The sequence below is a fragment of the Actinomadura sp. DC4 genome (genome assembly GCF_030406325.1).
Classification (GTDB): domain Bacteria; phylum Actinomycetota; class Actinomycetes; order Streptosporangiales; family Streptosporangiaceae; genus Actinoallomurus.
This window is the reverse complement of the sequence record NZ_JAUEQY010000024.1, coordinates 38,263-56,979: the sequence shown is the minus strand read 5'-3', so window position 1 is coordinate 56,979 and position 18,717 is coordinate 38,263. Positions and strand designations below refer to the sequence as shown.

At 70.2% G+C, this 18,717-nt stretch carries 15 protein-coding genes and 1 pseudogene; 9 read left to right on the top strand and 7 right to left on the bottom strand.

What is annotated here, in order from left to right:
• Window positions 1–10: 10 nt before the first annotated feature.
• The 4 genes from QWU11_RS32720 to QWU11_RS32705 all read right to left on the bottom strand — a co-directional run bounded on the left by QWU11_RS32720 (window position 11) and on the right by QWU11_RS32705 (window position 5,875).
• Window positions 11–889 carry an LLM class F420-dependent oxidoreductase gene (locus QWU11_RS32720; protein ID WP_290118346.1) on the bottom strand — a complete coding sequence of 293 codons (879 nt, stop codon included), beginning with the start codon at window positions 887–889 and terminating at the stop codon, window positions 11–13.
• Window positions 890–953: 64 nt separating this feature from the next.
• Window positions 954–1,814, bottom strand: coding sequence for a hypothetical protein (locus QWU11_RS32715; RefSeq protein ID WP_290118345.1), 861 nt, complete (start codon window positions 1,812–1,814; stop codon window positions 954–956).
• Window positions 1,815–1,830: 16 nt separating this feature from the next.
• A complete protein-coding gene (locus QWU11_RS32710; protein WP_290118344.1) occupies window positions 1,831–5,451 on the bottom strand; it encodes an ABC transporter ATP-binding protein in 3,621 nt (1,206 codons plus the stop codon).
• The gene (locus QWU11_RS32705; RefSeq protein ID WP_290118343.1) at window positions 5,444–5,875 is read right to left on the bottom strand and encodes a MarR family transcriptional regulator; all 432 of its coding nucleotides are present in this window, start codon (window positions 5,873–5,875) and stop codon (window positions 5,444–5,446) included. Before QWU11_RS32705 ends, QWU11_RS32710 begins: the two co-directional genes overlap by 8 nt.
• A 395-nt stretch (window positions 5,876–6,270) precedes the next feature.
• On the opposite strand from QWU11_RS32705, the gene QWU11_RS32700 reads away from it, so the two are divergent.
• A complete protein-coding gene (locus QWU11_RS32700) occupies window positions 6,271–6,723 on the top strand; it encodes a nitroreductase family deazaflavin-dependent oxidoreductase (RefSeq protein WP_290118342.1) in 453 nt (150 codons plus the stop codon).
• A gap of 65 nt (window positions 6,724–6,788) precedes the next feature.
• Here QWU11_RS32700 and QWU11_RS32695 read toward each other — a convergent pair whose 3' ends face one another.
• Together QWU11_RS32695 and QWU11_RS32690 are read right to left on the bottom strand one after the other, a co-directional pair.
• Window positions 6,789–8,366, bottom strand: coding sequence for a glycoside hydrolase family 13 protein (locus QWU11_RS32695; RefSeq protein ID WP_290118341.1), 1,578 nt, complete (start codon window positions 8,364–8,366; stop codon window positions 6,789–6,791).
• Window positions 8,367–8,500: 134 nt separating this feature from the next.
• Window positions 8,501–9,514: a LacI family DNA-binding transcriptional regulator gene (locus QWU11_RS32690; protein ID WP_290118460.1), complete on the bottom strand. Its 1,014-nt coding sequence runs from the start codon at window positions 9,512–9,514 to the stop codon at window positions 8,501–8,503.
• Here QWU11_RS32690 and QWU11_RS32685 point away from each other — a divergent pair.
• From QWU11_RS32685 to QWU11_RS32675, 4 genes and pseudogenes are all read left to right on the top strand, one after another.
• A pseudogene (locus tag QWU11_RS32685) lies at window positions 9,498–10,505 on the top strand (alpha amylase C-terminal domain-containing protein); the annotation flags it as partial. The gene QWU11_RS32690 and the pseudogene QWU11_RS32685 overlap by 17 nt on opposite strands.
• 40 nt (window positions 10,506–10,545) lie before the next feature.
• Window positions 10,546–10,650 (top strand): hypothetical protein, encoded by a 105-nt coding sequence (locus tag QWU11_RS47495; protein ID WP_354670924.1) that lies wholly within the window; start codon window positions 10,546–10,548, stop codon window positions 10,648–10,650.
• Window positions 10,651–10,737: 87 nt separating this feature from the next.
• Entirely contained in the window at window positions 10,738–11,352 is a 615-nt protein-coding gene (locus QWU11_RS32680; RefSeq protein WP_290118339.1) for a YqcI/YcgG family protein, read from the top strand.
• A gap of 219 nt (window positions 11,353–11,571) precedes the next feature.
• A complete protein-coding gene (locus tag QWU11_RS32675) occupies window positions 11,572–12,909 on the top strand; it encodes an amino acid permease (protein WP_290118338.1) in 1,338 nt (445 codons plus the stop codon).
• Here QWU11_RS32675 and QWU11_RS32670 read toward each other — a convergent pair.
• Window positions 12,893–14,329: a sigma-70 family RNA polymerase sigma factor gene (locus tag QWU11_RS32670; protein WP_290118337.1), complete on the bottom strand. Its 1,437-nt coding sequence runs from the start codon at window positions 14,327–14,329 to the stop codon at window positions 12,893–12,895. The genes QWU11_RS32675 and QWU11_RS32670 overlap by 17 nt on opposite strands.
• Window positions 14,330–14,570: 241 nt before the next feature.
• On the opposite strand from QWU11_RS32670, the gene QWU11_RS32665 reads away from it, so the two are divergent.
• The 4 genes from QWU11_RS32665 to QWU11_RS32650 all read left to right on the top strand — a co-directional run bounded on the left by QWU11_RS32665 (window position 14,571) and on the right by QWU11_RS32650 (window position 18,713).
• A complete protein-coding gene (locus tag QWU11_RS32665; RefSeq protein WP_290118336.1) occupies window positions 14,571–15,563 on the top strand; it encodes a LacI family DNA-binding transcriptional regulator in 993 nt (330 codons plus the stop codon).
• A 67-nt stretch (window positions 15,564–15,630) separates the two neighbouring features.
• The gene (locus tag QWU11_RS32660) at window positions 15,631–16,920 is read left to right on the top strand and encodes an extracellular solute-binding protein (protein WP_290118335.1); all 1,290 of its coding nucleotides are present in this window, start codon (window positions 15,631–15,633) and stop codon (window positions 16,918–16,920) included.
• A 6-nt stretch (window positions 16,921–16,926) separates the two neighbouring features.
• Window positions 16,927–17,874: a sugar ABC transporter permease gene (locus QWU11_RS32655; RefSeq protein ID WP_290118334.1), complete on the top strand. Its 948-nt coding sequence runs from the start codon at window positions 16,927–16,929 to the stop codon at window positions 17,872–17,874.
• Window positions 17,871–18,713, top strand: a complete 843-nt coding sequence (locus tag QWU11_RS32650) for a carbohydrate ABC transporter permease (protein WP_290118333.1) — start codon at window positions 17,871–17,873, stop codon at window positions 18,711–18,713. The genes QWU11_RS32655 and QWU11_RS32650 overlap by 4 nt, the downstream gene beginning before the upstream one ends.
• Window positions 18,714–18,717 lie beyond the last annotated feature (4 nt).

Sequence of the window (18,717 nt, the reverse complement as noted above, 5' to 3'; positions counted from 1 at the left end):
GCCCGCGTGCCTATCGGCCGAGACCGGCCACCGCGGGGATGACGTCGCTGCCGATCGCCTCCAGCGGGGCGATCTTCGAGACGTTCGCCACGAAACCGATGGCGGCGTCGAAGCCCGCCTCCGAGAGCTTGCCGAGGCTGTCGACGATCTCGCCCGTCTTCTCGCCCTTTTCTCCGGGGTCGAAGCCGAAGTAGCAGGTCTTCTCGATCTCGTCGTAGTCGCGGCCCTCGGCCTCGCAGTGGGCGCGCAGGACGTCGAGCTTGTGCCCCACCTCGGGGCCGGGGAACAGGTTGCTCGACTGGGCGTACCGCGCGACGAGCCGCAGCGTCTTCTTCTCGCCTCCGCCGCCGATCATGATCGGCGGGTGCGGGCGGGTGAGCGACTGGGGCACGTTGAGCGTGCGCTCCAGCCGGTGGTGCTCGCCCTCGTACGGCCCTTCGCCGTCGCCCCACATCTGGAGGCAGATCTGCAGCGTCTCCTCCAGGTGCTCGAACCGCTCGGCGACGGGCGGGAACGACAGGCCGAGCCCGCGGGACTCCTCCTCGTTCCAGGCCGCGCCGACGCCGAGTTCTGCGCGCCCGCCGGACAGCACGTCGAGCGTGGTCACGATCTTGGCCAGCAGGCCCGGGCTGCGGTAGACCGCGCCGGTCACCAGGGTGAGCAGCTTCGCCCGCGAGGTGTGCGCCGCGATGAAGCCCAGCGTGGTGTACGCCTCGAGCATGTCGTGGTCGATCGGGCCGACGGCCCCGATCTGGAAGACATGGTCCATGACCGCGATGCGGTCGAAGCCAGCGGAATCGGCCGTGCGGACCACCTCAGCAAGGTCAGAGCCAAGCTGCGACGGGCCGTTCGGCCAGGTGAAGTCGGGAATCTGAAGTCCGATCTTCATAGGTCACCTCCGATTAGATCCAACCATGTAATCGGGTAATACCGTAACCGGAGGAGCGTCCGAATTATTCGGTCGCGGACTCGGCGGCGGTGCCCTCCGGCTCCGCGGACGGCTCGCCGAACCGGGCCAGCGCGAGCGTTCCGGCCACCGCGGTGACGAAACCGGCCACGGCCACCCAGGTGTACCCGTGGCGCGTGCCGTCGCCCAGCAGGAAGATCCCGATCAGGGCCGGCATCAGCGTCTCGGCCACCACGACGGCGGCGGTCGTCGTGGTCACCGAGCCGCGCTGCAGCGCGGTCGCGAAGAACAGCAGCGCCACGACGCCCCCGCCCGCCACGACGTAGGTCGCCGGATCGCGCAGCACGTCGAGCGGCGCGAAGCTCTTGAGCACCCGCGAGCCGACCGCGACGAAACCGAAGCCGAGCCCGGCCGCCAGCCCCAGCGCGACGGAGCGCGCCTGCCCGCGCAGCCGCCCGGCGAGGACGCCCCCGGCCGCGACCACCGCCGTGCACGCGAGGAGCACGAGCTTGAACCGCAGGCTGACGTCGGCCGGGCTCTCGTGGCCGGCGGAGAGCCCGAGCAGGGCCAGTCCCGCGCAGACCAGCGCGACGGCGGTCCACTCGGCCGCGCTCAGCCGCGCGTGCAGGACGCGTACGGCGACGACCGCGGTCACCGCGAGGTTGGCCGCGATGGCGGCCTGGACCACGAACAGCGGCAGCGACCGCAGCGCGGCGAGCTCCGCGGCGAAACCGAGCAGGTCAAGGCACGTGCCGAGGAGAAAAGGGAGCCGGCCCAGGAGGCGTACGAGCAGCCGCGGGTCGACGCCCTCGCCCACCGCCGTCGCCCGCGCCGCGACCGCTTGCAGGACGCTCGCCACGCCGAAGCAGACAGCCGCGGCGATCGCACCCAGCAGGCTCAGCAGCATGCCCCGAGCCTATGCGTCAGGCGGCTCGCCACAGGGAGGCGTACTGACCTCGATCGCGCAACAGCTGGTCGTGGGTGCCGTCCTCGACCACGCGCCCGTTCGCCATCACGACGATCCGGTCGGCGTGGCGTGCCGTCTGCAGGCGATGCGCGATCAGGACGGTCGTCCGGCCGTACGCGACGCTGTTCATGGCCCGCGTGACCCGGGCCTCCGTGGCCAGGTCGAGGTTGGCGGTGGCCTCGTCCAGCAGCAGGATCGCCGGGTCCACGAGCTCGGCGCGGGCCAGGCAGATGAGCTGCCGCTGCCCGGCCGACAGCGAGGCGCCGCGCTCGGCGATCTCGTGCTCGTAGCCTCCCGGCAGCCGCATGATGAGGTCGTGCGCGCCGACCGCGCGCGCCGCCGCCTCGACCTCCTCCGCCGGGGCGTCCGGCCGGCCGTACGCGATGTTGTCGTGCACGGTGCCGCGGAACAGGAACGTCTCCTGCGGCACGTACCCGAGCTGCCGGCGGTAGGCGTCCAGGTCGAGGGCGCGCAGGTCGTGCCCGTCGATGACGACCCGGCCGCCCTGCGGGTCGTAGAAGCGCGCGAGCAGCTTGACCAGGCTCGACTTGCCCGCGCCCGTCGCCCCGACGAGCGCCACGGTCTCCCCTGGTTCGATCGTCAGGTCGACGCCGGCCAGCGCCTCCTCCTCGATGCCGGGGTAACCGAAACGCACGCCCTCCAGCCGTACGGACCCCGTCAGCGGGCCGGGGTCGACCGGCGTCTCGGGCACCGGGGTGGCCACCGGCACGGCCATCAGGTCGCTGATGCGCAGCATCGAGACCCGCGCCTGCTGCCAGTCGTCGAAGACCTCCGAGAGCTGCTGGATCGGGGAGAAGAACAGGTTGACGTAGAGCACGAAGGCGATCAGCTCGCCCGGCGTCAGCGAGTGGACGCGCACCATGTGGTAGCCGAACGCCAGGACGAGCACGGCCGCGACGCCGGACAGGAAGTCGACGAAGGGGAAGTACAGCGAGATCAGCCGCTGCGCGGCCAGCCGGGCGTCGACGTAGCCGCGGGTGATGCGCTTGAACTCAGTGTGCCGGCGGCCCTCCTGCGTGAACGCCTGCGACTCGCGTACGCCCGCCATGCTCTCCTGCAGGCTCGCGTTGACCACCGCGATGCGTTCGCGCGCCTCGCGGTACGGCTCCGCCGACAGCCGCCGGAACACCACCGTGGCGATCAGCAGCGGGATGAGCACGAGCGCGGTCACGCCGGTCAGCTCCGGGCTCATGAGCGCCATCGCCACCGCGACGCCCGCGAACGTGAACAGCGACGCGACCGCGCTGATCAGCCCGTCCTGCAGCAGCGAGGAGAACGCGCTCACGTCGGTGGTCATCCGCGTCATGATGCGCCCGGCCATCTCGCGGTCGTAGAAGTCGACCGACAGCCGCTGCAACTGCGCCCAGACGCGGATCCGCAGCGCGTACATGAGGCGTTCGCCGGTGCGCCCGGCCACGAGTGTGACCGTACGGGAGATGATCAGCCCCGCGACCGCCACGCCGAGGAAGATCCCGGCCGCTCGGAACAGCGCGGACTGAGAGCCGGTGAGGACACCGTCGTCGATGCCGTCGCGGGAGAGGTACGGCCCGGCGACGCCGGTCAGCGCCTCGAGTACGACGAGCAGCAGGCCGAGCCCGAGCGGCGCGCGGTACGGCCGCAGGAACCTCAAGAGCGAGAAGTCCGGCGCGGGCTGCGCCTCGCGGGCGATGTCGACGTCCGGTACGTCGTCGGAGGGCGGCAGCGCGGAGACGCGTTCGAGCATGTCGTCGTGGGCGAACGCGCCGGACATGCCGGGCCGGTGCCCGGCCGGCGGGGCCGCCACGGGGGTCGGTTCCGGCACCGGCTCCAGGTCGTCGTCCTCCCCCGCCAGCAACCGGCGGTAGAGCGGGCAGCGCGCCATCAGCTCGGTGTGGGTGCCGTCGTCGACGACCCGGCCCGCGTCCATCACCGCGATCCGGTCGGCGAGCCGCAGCGTGGACCGCCGGTGGGCGACCAGGAGTGTCGTGTGCTCGTGGAGCACACGCCGCAGCGTCGCGTGGATGCTCTCCTCGACCTTGGCGTCGACCGCGCTCGTGGCGTCGTCCAGCACGAGGATGCGCGGGTCGGCGAGCAGGGCGCGGGCCAGCGCGACCCGCTGCCGCTGCCCGCCGGACAGTGTGAGGCCGCGCTCGCCGACGACGGTGTCATAGCCCTCGGGCAGCCGGGTGATGAACTCGTGCGCCTCCGCCGCCCGCGCCGCCGCCTCGACCTCCTCTTCGGTGGCGTCGGGCCGCCCGTACGCGATGTTGTCGCGCAGGGACTCGGAGAACAGGAAGCTCTCTTCGAAGACCATGCCGATCTGGGAGCGGAGCGAGGTGAGGGTGACGTCGCGCACGTCGTGACCGTCGATCCGTACGGCCCCCTCCTGCGGGTCGTGGAAGCGCGAGAGCAGCAGGGCGGCGGTCGACTTGCCCGAGCCGGAGGCGCCCACGAGCGCGACGACCTCACCGGGCGCGATCCGCAGGTCGAAGCCGTCCAGGACGGGCTCGGAACGCCAGAAGCCGAACCGCACCGCGTCGAAGGAGATCTCGCCCCTCAGTTCGGGCAGGTCATGGGCGTCCGGCGCGTCGGTCACCGCGGGCGTCGTGTCGAGCAGTTCGAAGATGCGCTCCGCGCCGGCCCGCGCCTGCGGAGCGGCGCTGAGCATCCGCGCGATCAGGCGGGCCGGGTTGATGAGCAGGACGAGGTAGGAGGCGAAGGCCAGGAACGTGCCGACGGTGATCCGGTCGTGCAGGGCGAGCCAGCCCCCCAGGGCGAGCACACCGACCTGCCCGAACGTGGGGATCGACTCGAGCAGCGGCTGGTAGCGCGCCTGCAGCCGGATGGAGCGCATGCTGGAGCCGTACAGGTCCGAGGCCGACCCGGCGAGCCGCTCGAACTCACGGCGCTCCTGCCCGAACCCCTTGACCACGCGTACGCCGGTCACCGCCTGGTCGACCACCTGCGCGACGTCGCCGGTGCGCTGCTGGACGTCCCAGGTGGCCGGGTAGAGACGGGTGCGCATGCGGTACGCCCCGATGACCAGCATCGGCAGGATGACCAGGCTGATCAGGGCGAGCAGCGGCGAGAAGTAGAACATCACGCCGAGCGAGGCGACCATCAGCACGAGGTTGCTGCTCAGCGTCGGCAGGACGCGCAGCACCGTGAGCACGAGGCTGATGTCGGAGTTGGCGCGGGAGACGAGCTGACCGGTGGCCATCCCGCTGTGCGCCTGCAGGTCGAGCCGCTGCAGTTCGCGGTGGATCGCGCCGCGCAGCCCGAAGCTCACCTCCAGCATGACCTTGGAGGAGTGGAACCGGCGCGTACGGGCGGCCACGAAACCGACCACTCCGAGCGCGAACAGGAGCGAGAGCCAGGGGGTGAGCGGGGCTTTGGAGGCGAGGATCACGTCGTCGACGACGTGCCGCTCGACGACCGGGACCGTGGTGCTGACGCCCGCCCAGACCAGGCCCGCCACGAACGTACGGACCAGGCTGCCGCGCTGCATGAGCACGAAGGGAAGCATCCGGCGGACCCAGCCGCCCTTGTCGCGCGGCGTGCCACCGCGCTCAGTCATCCGCGAGCCGTTCCATCAGGCCCGCGGCGAGGCGGAGCACCTCACACTCGGTCGCTGTGAGCCGTTCGGCCATCGCCTTCGCCAACCATGCCTCGCGTCTGTCCGTGTCCTCGTCGAGCACGGCCACCCCCTCGCGTGTGATGTCGATCCGCACCTGACGCCGGTCCGCGTCGTCCGGACTGCGCACGATCAGCCCGTCGTCCTCGAGCCGGGAGAGGAGCCGGGTGAGCGACTGCGGCTGCAGACGCTCGGCCGCCGCCATGGCGGAGGCGGTCATCGGCCCGTGCAGCGCCAGCAGGTTGAGCAGACTGAGCCGGCTGCGGCTCAGGCCGTTACTGACGCGCTCGGCACGCAGACGGCGGCCGAGCTGAGCCATCCCCTGCCGCAACGCACCGGCGGTCGCCCGCACCTCTTCAGTCTCCACACACTAAGCAAAGCTTATTATTCTTCGACTGGCAAATGCCTTATTGTCCTAAATAGAGTTTAGATTGCCACGCATTGCGTACCGTCGGGTATAAAGCCGACTGCGGACCTACGGCGGGCGGGGCCGGGAGACAGGAGGCCCGGAAGATCTGGAGCTCCAACGGCGCGGCCCGGGGGACGCGGGATCTGGGAGGTAGCGGGCTCGGGTGAGAGGCCCGGGTACGGGCTCGGGGTACGGAGTCGGGGGCACGGAATCCGGAGAGCGCAGGGACGCGGAGAGCGCGATTCTGGAGCGGCGACCTCTTTCGAGAGCAGTGCTCTTGACGGTTGGACCCACGTAGGCGCACACTGCTCTCAAGAGAGAGCGCCGCTCTCGAAAATGTTGAGGAGTCCTCCATGGCCACCACCCCCGAACCCCGCGTGATCGTCGGTAACAACCTGGTGGACCGGAGCACCCGCCGACTCGTCAGCGGCCTGACCCGCATGGGCGTCAGCCTGCTGGGCTCGCGCGTTCTGTACGTCCGCGGGCGCAAGACCGGTGAGTGGCGGACGACGCCGGTCAACCTGCTCAAGCACGAGGGCGAGCGCTACCTGGTGGCCCCGCGCGGCCACACGCAGTGGGTGCGGAACATGCGCGTGTCCGGCGGCGGTGAGCTGCACATCGGCCGCCGGGTCGAGGTCTTCACCGCGGCCGAGCTGCCGGACGAGGAGAAGCCGGAGATCCTGCGCGCGTACCTGCGGCGCTGGAAGTTCGAGGTGGGGATGTTCTTCGACGGCGTGGACGCGAAGGCGTCTGAGGAGAAACTTCTGGAGATCGCCCCGGGCTACCCGGTCTTCCGCCTCAGCTGACCGGCGCCCGGCGAGCCCGAGAGTCCTGCGGTACGGGCCGGCCGAGTCGACCGGCCCGCGACCCCCTAAGCCCGCGACCACCAGGCGGTCGAGTCGGGATCCAGCTCCGCGTCGTTCACCCGCCCGCTGGAGAGCAGGAGCCTTCCATCGACGTCCAGGCGTACCGGCTCCGGGCCGAAGTTGACCGCGCACACGAAACCCGGATCGCGCTCGAACACCAGGACGTCCGGCGGGCCCTCCAGCCAGCGCAACGCCCCGTCCCCCAGCGCCGGCAGCTCCCGGCGGATGCGCAGCGCCTCGCGGTAGAGCCGCAGCATCGAGCGCGGGTCGTCCGCCTGGGCCGCCACCGTCAGGTTCCGCCACTCCGGCGGGACCGGCAGCCAGCTCTCCCCCACCATCGGCGGGCCGAAGCCGAACGGCGGTTCGGTGTAGGCCCACGGGATCGGCACGCGGCAGCCCTCGCGGCCCAGGCCGTTGCCCCACTGCGGGTCCAGGCGGTACTCCTCGGGCACGTCCACCTCGGGCAGGCCCAGCTCCTCGCCCTGGTAGACGTACGTCGAGCCGGGAAGCGCCAGCGTCAGCAACGCCGCCGCCCGCGCCCGCCGGGCGCCGACCTCCCCGCCGCCGTACCTCGTGACGTGCCGCTGGACGTCGTGGTTCGACAGCACCCACGTCGTGGGCGCACCGACCAGGCCGGCCGCCGCGAGCGAGTCGTCGATGACCGCGCGCAGGTCCGCCGCCGCCCAGTCCGCCTTCAGATAGTGGAAGTTGAACGCCTGGTGCAGCTCGTCGGGGCGCACGTAACGCGACAGGCGCTCGGCGTTCGGCGCCCAGGCCTCGGCGACCCCGATGCCGCCGTACGCGTCCAGCAGCCGGCGCCAGGACCGGTGGATCTCGTGCACGCCGTCCTGGTCGAAATAGGGGAGCTCGGCGTGGCCGAGCATCTTGATCTGACCGGTGTGCCCGGCGTCGGGCAGGCCGTCCGCCTTGACCATGCCGTGCGCGACGTCGACGCGGAAGCCGTCGACGCCCCGGTCGAGCCAGAACCGCATGATGTCCTCGAACTCCGCGTGGACCTCGGGGTTCTCCCAGTTCAGGTCGGGCTGCTCCGGGGCGAACAGGTGGAGGTACCACGAGCCGTCCGGCAGGCGGCTCCACGCCGGCCCGCCGAAGATCGACTCCCAGTCGTTCGGCGGGAGGTCGCCGCGGCCCGTACGGAAGATGTAGCGGTCGCGGGCGGGTGAGCCCGGCCCCGCCTCGACCGCCTCGGCGAACCACGGGTGGGCGATGGAGGTGTGGTTCGGGACGATGTCGACGATGACCTTCAGGCCGTACCGGTGCGCCTCCTGGAGGAGGGACTCGGCGTCGCCGAGGGTGCCGAAACCGGGATCGACCGCCCGGTAGTCGGCCACGTCGTACCCGCCGTCGGCCATCGGCGAGCGGTAGAACGGCGTGAGCCACAGCGCGTCGACGCCCAGCCAGGACAGGTACTTCAGCCGGCTGCGGACCCCCAGCAGGTCTCCGACGCCGTCACCGTCGCCGTCCGCGAAGCTGCGCAGGTAGATCTGGTAGATCACCGCCTCTCTCCACCAGAGGGAGTCCGTACGCGGGGACCCGATCGGGTCGGCGAACTGCTGAGTCATGCAACTCCTTCAGGCCTGCAACTCCTCCGAAAGGACGACGGCGCACGTAACCGCCCAAAGCACCATCGGGTTGCGCAGAACGTAACAGCGAAGCAGCATGATTGAAATACTTTGCAGCAAAATAGTGCAATCGACTACGGCGCGTCGGCGGTGACCGGCCCGGTCGAGCGGCGGACCACGAGTTCCGGGCGGAACACGAGCTCGGTGTGGGGCGAGCCGACTCCCTGGATCTCGTCCAGGAGACTGCGGACGGCGACCAGCGCCATCTCACGCACGGGCTGGCGGACCGTGGTGAGCGGCGGGTCGATGTAGCCCATCAGCGGCGAGTCGTCGAAGCCGACGACGGAGACGTCGTCGGGCACCCGCAGGCCACGCTGCCGCGCGGCGCGGATCGCGCCGATCGCCATCATGTCGCTGGCGCAGCAGATCGCGGTGCAGTGGTCGTCGAGCAGCTGGAGGGCGGCGGCCTCGCCGCCCTCGATGGAGAAGATGGTGTTCGCGATCCAGCCGTCCACGTCGGTCGCGCCGAGGCGGTCGGCCATCCCCTTGCGGTAGCCCTGGGTCTTGCGGATCACCGGGACGAACCTCTCCTGGCCGACGGCCAGCCCGATCCGGCGGTGCCCGAGCTGGGCCAGGTGCGCGACCGCGAGCTCCATCGACCCGGCCTCGTCGCTGGACACGAACGTGGCGTCGACCCCGCCCGCGAAGCCGTTGACCAGCACGATCGGCAGGCCACGGTCGGTGAGCCGCTTGTAGCGGCCGTGGTCGGCCTGGGAGTCGGAGTGCAGGCCGGACACGAAGATGATGCCGGAGACCCCTCGCTCCAGCAGAAGGTCGGTGTAGTCGTCCTCGTTGATGCCGCCGGGCGCGAGCGCGCACAGCACAGCGGTGTAGCCGTGCACGGCCAGGGTGTTCTCGATCACCTCGGCGAAGGCGGGGAAGATCGGGTTGGACAGGTCCGCGACGATCAGCCCGATCAGGCCGGCGCGCGGCTGCCGCAGCCGGGCGGGGCGCTCGTAGCCGAAGGAGTCGAGCGCCTCGATGACCGCCTGACGGGTCGCGGAAGCGACTCCGGGCTTGCCGTTGAGGACCCGGCTGACCGTGGCCTCACTCACTCCCGCTTGGACGGCGATGTCCGCCAGACGCATGCTCACGAAGGCGAATCTACCGCCGAAGACCGGGCCGGACCCGGGATCCGTTGCAGCCTGCCACCCGAGCATTGGCAATGATCTTGCGCAAGCTTTCTGCAAGCTATTGCCAGCCCATCGAGGTGGAGTCACTTTCGCGGTTGCACAACCGAAACGAGCGGCCGCAGCACCTCGGGGGACCCCGCCCATCCTTCGCCCCAGGAGGCCCGCATGCTCAAACCCTCGCCGTCTTGGCGACGGCCGTTCGTCCCCGCCGCCCACGCCGCGGCGTCCCCGCCCGGCGATCATGACGTCATCGCCAACCTCTTCGAGTGGAACTGGCAGCTTCACCGAGGTCACCGAGTGCGAGCTGGTGAGCCTGTCGGACCTGCGCACCGAGTCCGACCACGTACGCGGCAGGATCGCCGACTATCTCAATGACCTGCTGAGCATCGGCGTGGACGGGTTCCGCGTGGACGCCGCCAAGCACATCGGCTCGCCGGACCTGAAGGTGATCAAGGGGAAGCTGAGCACGTCCGCGTACGTCTACCAGGAGGTCATGCCAGTACACCCTCGCCACGATCTTCTCGCTGGCCTGGGGCTACGGCACGCCCCAGGTGTAGTCCGGCTTCGACTTCAACGGCTCCGACGACTCGCCCCCTCCGACTCCAGCGGGCACGTCAGCGGCACGAACTGCTCCTCCGGCTGGCAGGGCTGCCTCGACCGCAGGCTCGGCGGCATGGTCGGCAGGCACAACGTGGTCAAGGGGACCTCGGTCACCGGCTGGTGGTCCGACGGCGCGAACCAGATCGCCTTCGGCCGGGGCGCCAAGGGGTACGTGGCGATCAACAACTCGGGCTCGACCCTGAACCGCACGTTCGCCACCGGGCTGCCGGCCGGGACGTACTGCGACGTCGTCGGCGGCGGAGTCTCCGGCGGGACATGCACGGGTACGGCCGTCACCGTCGACGGCTCCGGAAACGCCACCTTTCACGTCAGTCCGGGCGGCCCCGTGGCGATCGCCCACCGGCACGGCCTTCCAGTACAAGTACATCAAGAAGAACACCGACGGCTCGATCACGTGGGAGTCGAACCCGAACCGCTCCGCCACGACCGGCTCCGGCCCCGCCGCCACCGTCAACGACACCTGGCGGTAGGCCGGCCCCGGCGAGGGCCCTTCGGCCTGGCGAAACCGGATCGAAGGCCCTCATCGTTTTACGGTCCACCCGAATCGTAAGGCGACCATGACCTCGTTCGATAAGCTGCTTCATCCGGCCGAAGATTCGGCGACCGGATGGGAACGCACAGCGGCGACACGTTTCAGCAACCGTCCCTTAAGCAGAGAATCATTCTTCCCCGGCATATTCGGCGCCGACGCCCTTAAAAGAGGAAGTCTGCGCCTGACCTTCGTGCCCGTGGGCGAGGACGGCGTGACCTATCTCGCCGGCGCGCTGGGCGAGTTCGTCGAAGTGGCGCCGATCCTGGGCGGGCGAACCTCGCTCGTCGCCTTCTTCGAGCCGGCCGGCGACCTCACGACACTGGGCGAATACGACCGGTACTCCTGGTCGCTCCTCCAGTCGGTGCACGACCTCGACCCCACCCCGCGGCCGGCGAGCGTACCCGCCGACACCGAGCACCCGGAGTGGGAGTTCCGCTTCGCCGGCATGCCGATGTTCGTCGTGGTGAACACGGGAAACGGGGAATGGATGCAGTACTTCCTCCACGACGGAAATCTCTTCGGGAATTCAGGGATTACTCCCGGCACAGGGCAGCTTCGAGCTGCAGAACGACGGGCCGGGAAAGGTTCACGACTGGCACTACCACAGCCTCGACGAAGAGCTTTTCGTCATCGACGGTGAGGTACTGCTGTTCTGGACCAGCGACGGGAAATACCAGGAGAAGACCTGCCCCAAAGGCACGTGGATAACGCTGTCCGCAGGAATCGTCCACGGATCCGCCGCGGCCTCGCACGGTGCGATATACATGATCCGTCCCCAGGAAGGCCGCAGCGCGGAAACGACATTCCTGCCGCCGGACAGCCACCCTCACCCGATGCCCGCACTGAGCTAGGACCTTTCATGGCCGACGCGTACCGCGAGATCGCCGCCGAGGCGCCGCCGCCCGATGACAGCGGCGAGAACAGTGACACGGACCGCCTTCGCGGGCACGTCAGGCTGCCCGGTGCGATCGCCCTGGCGGTCACCATCGTCGTCGGCAGCGGCGCGCTGGTCCTGCCGGGACTCGCCTACCAGAAGGTCGACGACGCCGCTCTTCTCACGTGGGCGGCCGCGGCGATCTTCACCGTCCCCCTCCTGCTGATCTTCGCGAAGCTCGGTTCCACCTACCCCAGCGCCGGGGGCGTGGCCGGGTTCGTCCAGGCGGCCTTCGGGCGCCATCTCGCCGCCGCGGTCGAGGTGCTGCTGCTGGGCACCTTCGGCCTCGGCATCCCCGGGATCGCGCTGACCGGCGGCAACTATCTCGTCGCGCTCCCCGGCCTGGGCGCTCTGCCGGCCCAGGCCGGGGCCGCGCTGCTCATCGTCCTCGCGGGCGGCGTCGTCGTCCTCGGCGTACGCATGTCCACGCGGGTGCAGGTCGCCTTCGCGATCGTCCTGACCGTCGCGCTCCTGGCCGTCGGCGTGCTCGCGACGGCCAGTGGCGCCGCTGTCCACCATCTGCCCGCGCTGCGGATCGACACCGTCTCGGACGGGGTCAAGGCCACCGGCGTCGTCTTCTTCGCCTTCACCGGCTGGGAGATGCTGTCGTTCACCACCGAGGAGTACGCGAACCCGCGCCGCGACTTCCCCCGGGCCGTGGTGCTGAGCTTCGCGCTCGTCGTCGTGATGTACCTCCTGCTGGCGTGGGGAGTGCAGACCCGCCTGCCGCGCGATGCCACCACCGAGCTCGCCTCCCCCGTCCAGGCGCTCGTCGCCACGTTCTCCCCGGCCGCCGCCCATCTGGTCGCGGCGCTCGGCGTCGTCATCATCGCCGCCAACCTCGTCGGCGCGATCTGGGGCGGGTCCCGCCTGGTGATGTCCAGCGCCCGCGAGGGCCTGCTGCCGGCTCCTCTCGCGCGGCTCAGCCCGTCCGGCAACCCGCACCGGGCCGTCATCGCCTGCGTGACCGGCTTCCTCCTCGTCATCGGCGCCAACGCGGTGAAGCTGGCTTCGCTGACCGGCCTGCTCACGATCGCCGGGCAGAACTTCTTCCTGCTCTACCTGCTCTGCGCCATCGCCTACACGCGACTGTTCCGCGCGGGCCGGCGCGCGTACGGCATCGCCGTGACCGTGGTCCTGGGCGTCATCGCCGTGTCCGCCTTCGGCGCGGCGCAGTTCGCGTACGCCGCAGCGCTCACCGTCATCGGCGTCGCCGCCTCGGTGTCGCGGACGTCCCGCCGAGGCGTCAGCAGCGCCAGCTGACGGCGGCCGTCGCACCGGTGTTGAACGACACCGAGCCGTTGCCGCCGCTCCAGCACCAGCTCGCGTCGCGCGTCACCGTCACGCCCGCGGACTGACCGGCCGACAGGCTGCCGCCGCCGCTCGCGCTGATGTCGCCGTTCACGCCCGTCACGCTCCAGGTGACCGGCCCGCCCTGCGCCACCACGGTGACCGTGCAGTGCCGGGTTCCGTTCATCGTGCACCCGGAGACCGCCAGGGTGCCCGAGGCCGGCTGGGCCGGCGGGGACGGCGGCGTGGGTGCCGACGGAGAGCCCGGCCGGCCCTGCGGCGACCGCGACCTGTTCCGGTGCGGCGTCGGGGTCGGCGTGGGGGTCTTGCTGGAGTCGGACGGCGACGGGGTCGCCGACGTGGCACCGTCCTTCGGCCGTGGGGCGCCGGCGCCCGCCGCAGAGGGGACGTCGGCCGACGATCCGTCGGGCTTGGCGGCGATGGACTGGTTGTTGCCGGCGTTCTCGTGGCCCGAGTCCGGCAGGACGTACAGGACGCCGCCGCCGATCGCCAGGGCTCCGACCGTGACCGCGGCCATGACGGGCCAGAGGCGCGAGGACCGGTGCGACTCCTCGACCGGCGGGGAGGCCTCGGCGGGCGGGACGCGGCGCGCCGTCACCCGACGGGCGAACTCCGGGTCGGCCGCGGCGGCGAGGAAGCGGTCGCGAAGGGCCCCGGGCATCGCGGCGAACGGCATCGCGTGCAGCAGGCGCCCGGACGCCGCGCGGCCGTCGCCGCGAGTGCCGCAGATCGGGCAGTTCGTGATGTGGCGGGTGAGCAGGCCGCACGTCTCCGCGTCGAGCCGCTGTCCCGGCGGGCCCGCCAGCGCCCCGATGCTCGGGCAGTCCTCGCGGCCGGTCGCGGCGACGACCACGGCGGCGAAGGCGTCGTCCAGGTCGTGCCGGGCCTGCGCGACGAGAATCGAGGCGTCCTGCGGCGTGATCTCCAGGACCTCGGCGAGCTCCTCGGGCGTCAGCCCGTGCCGCTGGGACAGGTCGAGCGCCTCGCGCTGGCGGCCGGTCAGCACCAGCAGCGCGTTGTGCACGAGCAGCCGGGTCGCCTCGTCCACCTCCGCGCCCGTCGCGTCGGCCGGGTGCCGCTCGGCCGGCAGCGCGGGACGCTCGCGCAGGCACTCCTCGCGCGCCATGGAGTACAGGCGGCCGCGGAACGCCTGCGGGTCGCCCAGGTCGCCGATGCGCTCCCGCATGAGGACCAGCGTGTCGACCACGGTGAGGGCGGCGGCCCGCTCGTCGGGGAGCAGCACGTGGCAGTAGTCGAACAGGCGTACCGCGTACAGGTCGTAGAACCGGACCTCCGCGGCCTTGTCGCCCGAGCGCAACGCCTGTGCGAGCCACAGGTCGTCGGCTCGCTCGATGCTCGGCCAGCCCGCCACATATCCTCCCCGCTTGACTGAGGCACGCCTCAGACGCCCCGTACGACACTTCCGTCGACGAATCCTGCCATCAAAATCACCCTGAGACAGGGCTTAGCCGCTAAAAGTACGGTGATTGCGTACAGTGCGTGACCGATCGCGTCGTGGGAGCGCTCCCAAAATTTCGGCTCAGGCCATTGCATCGGCCATGTGACGGGCTTAACATTCCCGGCAATCGAAGCGCTTCGACAGGAGCGGGACGTTGGTCAAGATCTCTGATGTGGCCCGGCACGCCGGCGTGTCACCGAGCACGGTCTCGTACGTGCTCAGCGGCAAGCGGTCCATCTCCGAACAGACGCGCCGCCGGGTCCTGGACAGCGTCCGGACCCTCGGGTATCGGCCGCACGCCGGGGCGCGGGCGCTCGCCAGCAGCCGGTCCAACGTCATCGCCCTGGTCGTGCCGCTCCGCTCCGGCATGCACGTGCCGGTGGTGATGCAGATGGCGATCGCCTCCGTCACCACCGCCCGGACCTACGACCACGACGTTCTCCTGCTGACCCAGGACGAGGGCGTCGGCGGCCTGGAGCGGGTGGCGGGCACCGCGCTGGTCGACGCGCTGATCGTGATGGACGTCGAGCTGCACGACGTACGCCTGCCCGTGCTGCGCTCGCTCGACCGGCCCTCGGTGCTCATCGGTTTCCCGGCCGACCCCGCCGGGCTGACCTGCATCGACTTCGACTTCGAGGCGGCCGGGGCGGCGTGCGCCGAGCGACTGGCCGACCTCGGGCACCGGGAGATCGCCCTCATCGGGGCGCCGCCCGCGGTGTACGAGCGCGGGACCGGTTTCGCCGAGCGTACGAAGAGCGGGTTCCGGCGCGCCGCCGCCGGACGCGGCGTCCGCGCGCTCGTACGGCCCTGTGAGCCGCAGGAGGCCCGGTCGACCGCGGACGAGCTGCTCCGCGACCACCCCGGCGTGACCGGCGTCGTCATCCACAACGAGCCGGCCATGGAGCCGCTCCTGGCCGCGTTTCGCGCGGCCGGGCGGCGGATCCCCGACGACCTCTCCGTCATCGCCATCGCCCCCGACGACCTCGCCGAACACCTCGGACTCACCTCGATCGCCATTCCCGCCGACGACGTCGGCGGGCAGGCGGTCGCCCTCCTCATGGCCAAGCTCGGCGGACAAGACGTGCCGGACGCGACGCTGCTCCCCCCGCGGTTCGTCGTCCGGTCGAGCATCCCCGACATCCCCTGACCGATCGGCGCTCGCGCCGTACCGCGGACGTCGTCGAAGCGCTTCGACACCCCCTGGAGGCACCCCGATGCTCAAGACCGGAAAGACGCTCGCCGCGCTCACGGCCGGCCTGCTCGCGCTGTCCGCGTGCGGCGGAAACGGATCCTCGTCCTCGCCCAAGGAGCTCAAGCTCTGGCACTACGAGGGCCCGGACAGCGCCATGGGGGTGGCGTGGAACCAGGCGATCAAGGAGTTCGAGCAGTCCCACCCCGGCGTGAAGGTCAAGTTCGAGGAGAAGGGCTTCGAGCAGATCCAGAAGACCGCGCCGATGGTGCTCAACTCCAAGGACGCCCCCGACATCCTGGAGTACAACAAGGGCAACGCGACCACCGGCCTGCTCGCCAAGCAGGGGCTGCTGACCGACCTCAGCTCCGAGGTGGTCAAGCGCGGCTGGGACAAGCAGCTCAGCCCCAACATCGCCGAGACCGCCAAGTACGACGCCAGGGGCGTCATGGGCGGCGACAAATGGTACGGCGTGCCGAACTACGCCGAGTACCTCCAGGTCTTCTACAACAAGAAGCTCTTCGACAAGTACGGCGTGAAGGTGCCGACGACGTTCGAGGAGTTCACCGCCGCCATGGACACCTTCACGAAGAAGGGCGTCACGCCGCTCGCCAACGGCGGCGCGGAGTACCCGGCACAGCAGTACCTCTACCAGCTCGCGCTGAGCAAGGCCGACCGGCCGTGGGTGGACCGCTTCGAGCGCTACACCGGCAAGGTCGACTTCCACGACCCGGCGTGGACGTACGCCGCGACCACCTTCGCCGACTGGGTGAAGAGGGGCTACGTCGCCAAGAGCTCGGTCAGTGTGAAGGCCGAGGACGCCGGCACCTCCTTCATCTCCGGCAAGTACCCGATGTTCTTCTCCGGAAGCTGGTGGTACGGCCGGTTCGAGAAGGAGATCAAGGGCTTCGACTGGGACACCTTCCTGTGGCCCGGCACCAAGATGACCCTCGGCTCCAGCGGCAACCTCTGGGTCGTGCCGAAGGGCTCGGAGAACAAGAAGCTCGCCTATGACTTCATCGCCATCACGATGAAGAAGGACATCCAGAACCTGCTGGCGAACAACGGCGGCGTACCCGTCGCCGCCGACCCGAACGGCGTCACCGACGCCAAGAACAAGAAACTGATCCAGAACTACCAGACCCTCGTGAGCAACGACGGACTCGGCTTCTACCCCGACTGGCCCGCCCCCGGCTACTACGACGTGCTCGTGGCCGGCACACAGAAGCTCATGAACGGCTCGGCCACGCCGGACAAGGTGCTCGACTCGTTCGCCAAGCCGTACGACGAGAACCTCTCCAACGTCGGCCACTGAGAACCCATGACGCAGACGCTGAGCGCGCCGCCGGCCGCCTCCGAGCGGAGGCCGGCCGTGCGGCGACGGGGCGACATCACCTACGCGGTCTACCTGATCCCCAGCGGGGTGCTGTTCGTCGCCGTCATCGTGGTGCCGTTCCTGATGAACATCGGCATCAGCCTGACCCGCTGGGACGGCATCGGGCGGCCGCGGTGGGCCGGGCTGGGCAACTACACCAAGCTGGCCTCCGACGGCGACTTCTGGGCCTCGTTCGAGCACAACGTCGCGCTCGTCATCGCGATGGCGATCATCCCGGCCGTCATCGGCCTGGTCCTGGCCGCCGTGCTGTTCGACGTCATCGGCAGGCGCTTCGGCGCCCGTACGGCCTCGATCCTGCGCGCGTGCGTCTACCTGCCGCAGGTGCTGCCGTTCGCGGTGGCCGGGATCGTGTGGTCCTGGATCCTGGCGCCCGAGAACGGGGCGCTCAACGCGACGCTGAAGGCGATCGGCCTCGGCTCGCTGCGCGAGGACTGGCTCGGTGACCCGAAGCTCGCGCTGTACACCGTCATGGGGGTGATGGTCTGGGTCCAGATCGGCTTCCCGCTCATCGTCTTCATGGCCGGGCTGCAGCGGGTCGACCCCGCCCTGTACGAGGCGGCCGAGATCGACGGCGCCTCGTGGTGGCGGAGGTTCTGGTACATCACCATCCCGCAGATCCGCCCCGAGCTGTACGTCGTGCTGCTGATCTGCACGGTCGCCGCGCTCAAGAGCTTCGACAAGGTCTACATCCTCACGAACGGCGGCCCGGGAGGCGCGACGAAGGTGCCCGCCTACTACTCCTGGCAGAACTTCTTCGAAAAGACCCAGGTCGGCTACGGCGCGGCGATCGCGACCGTGCTCACACTGATCATCGTCGCGCTGACCGCGGTGTTCCTCCGCAGGCAGAGCCGCGCCGAGGAGGCGAACGGATGAGCTCGGTCACCGTACGGCGGCGGACGCCGGGCTCGTACGCGGTCCTCGTCGCGCTCATCGTGCTCGCGGTCGTGATGCTGCTGCCGTTCGCCATCATCGCCGTCAACGCGTTCAAGACCCCGGCGGAGTACTCCGCGCACGGCCCGCTCGGCCTGCCCAAGGGCCTCTATCTACAGGGGATGAAGGACTTCTGGGAGCGGGTGGACTTCGGCGGCAAGCTCGTCAACAGCGTGATCATCAGCGGCTCGGTGGCGGTCCTCGCGGTGGTCCTCTCGGTGCTGAACGCCTACGCGCTGGGCATCGGCCGGATCCGGGGCCGGGTCTCGATCATGGTGGTCTTCCTGCTGGCCAACACGATGCCGCAGGAGGTGCTGGTCTACCCGCTGTACTTCGTCTCCAAGAAGGTCGGCCTGTACGACACCCGGCTCAGCGTGATCATCATCTTCACGGCCATCCAGAGCGCGTTCGGCACGTACCTGCTGTCCTCGGTGCTGTCGGCGTTCCCCCGCGAGATGCTCGAGGCGGCCCGGATGGACGGCGCGGGCCGGCTGCGGATCCTGTGGCGGATCGTCGTGCCGATCAGCCGGCCGACCCTCGGCGTGCTCTTCGTCTTCTTCTTCATCTGGACCTGGAACGAGTTCTTCCTGCCGCTGATCTTCCTGATCTCCAACGAGAACCAGACCGTCCCGGTGGCGCTCGGCGTCCTCCAGGGCCAGCGCCTCATGGACGCCACGATGACCAGTTCCTCCGCCCTGCTCGGCATCATCCCGGCGGTCGTCTTCTTCCTGATCTTCCAGCGCACTCTCACCCGCGGCATCACCGTGGGCTCGGCAAAGTGAAGGG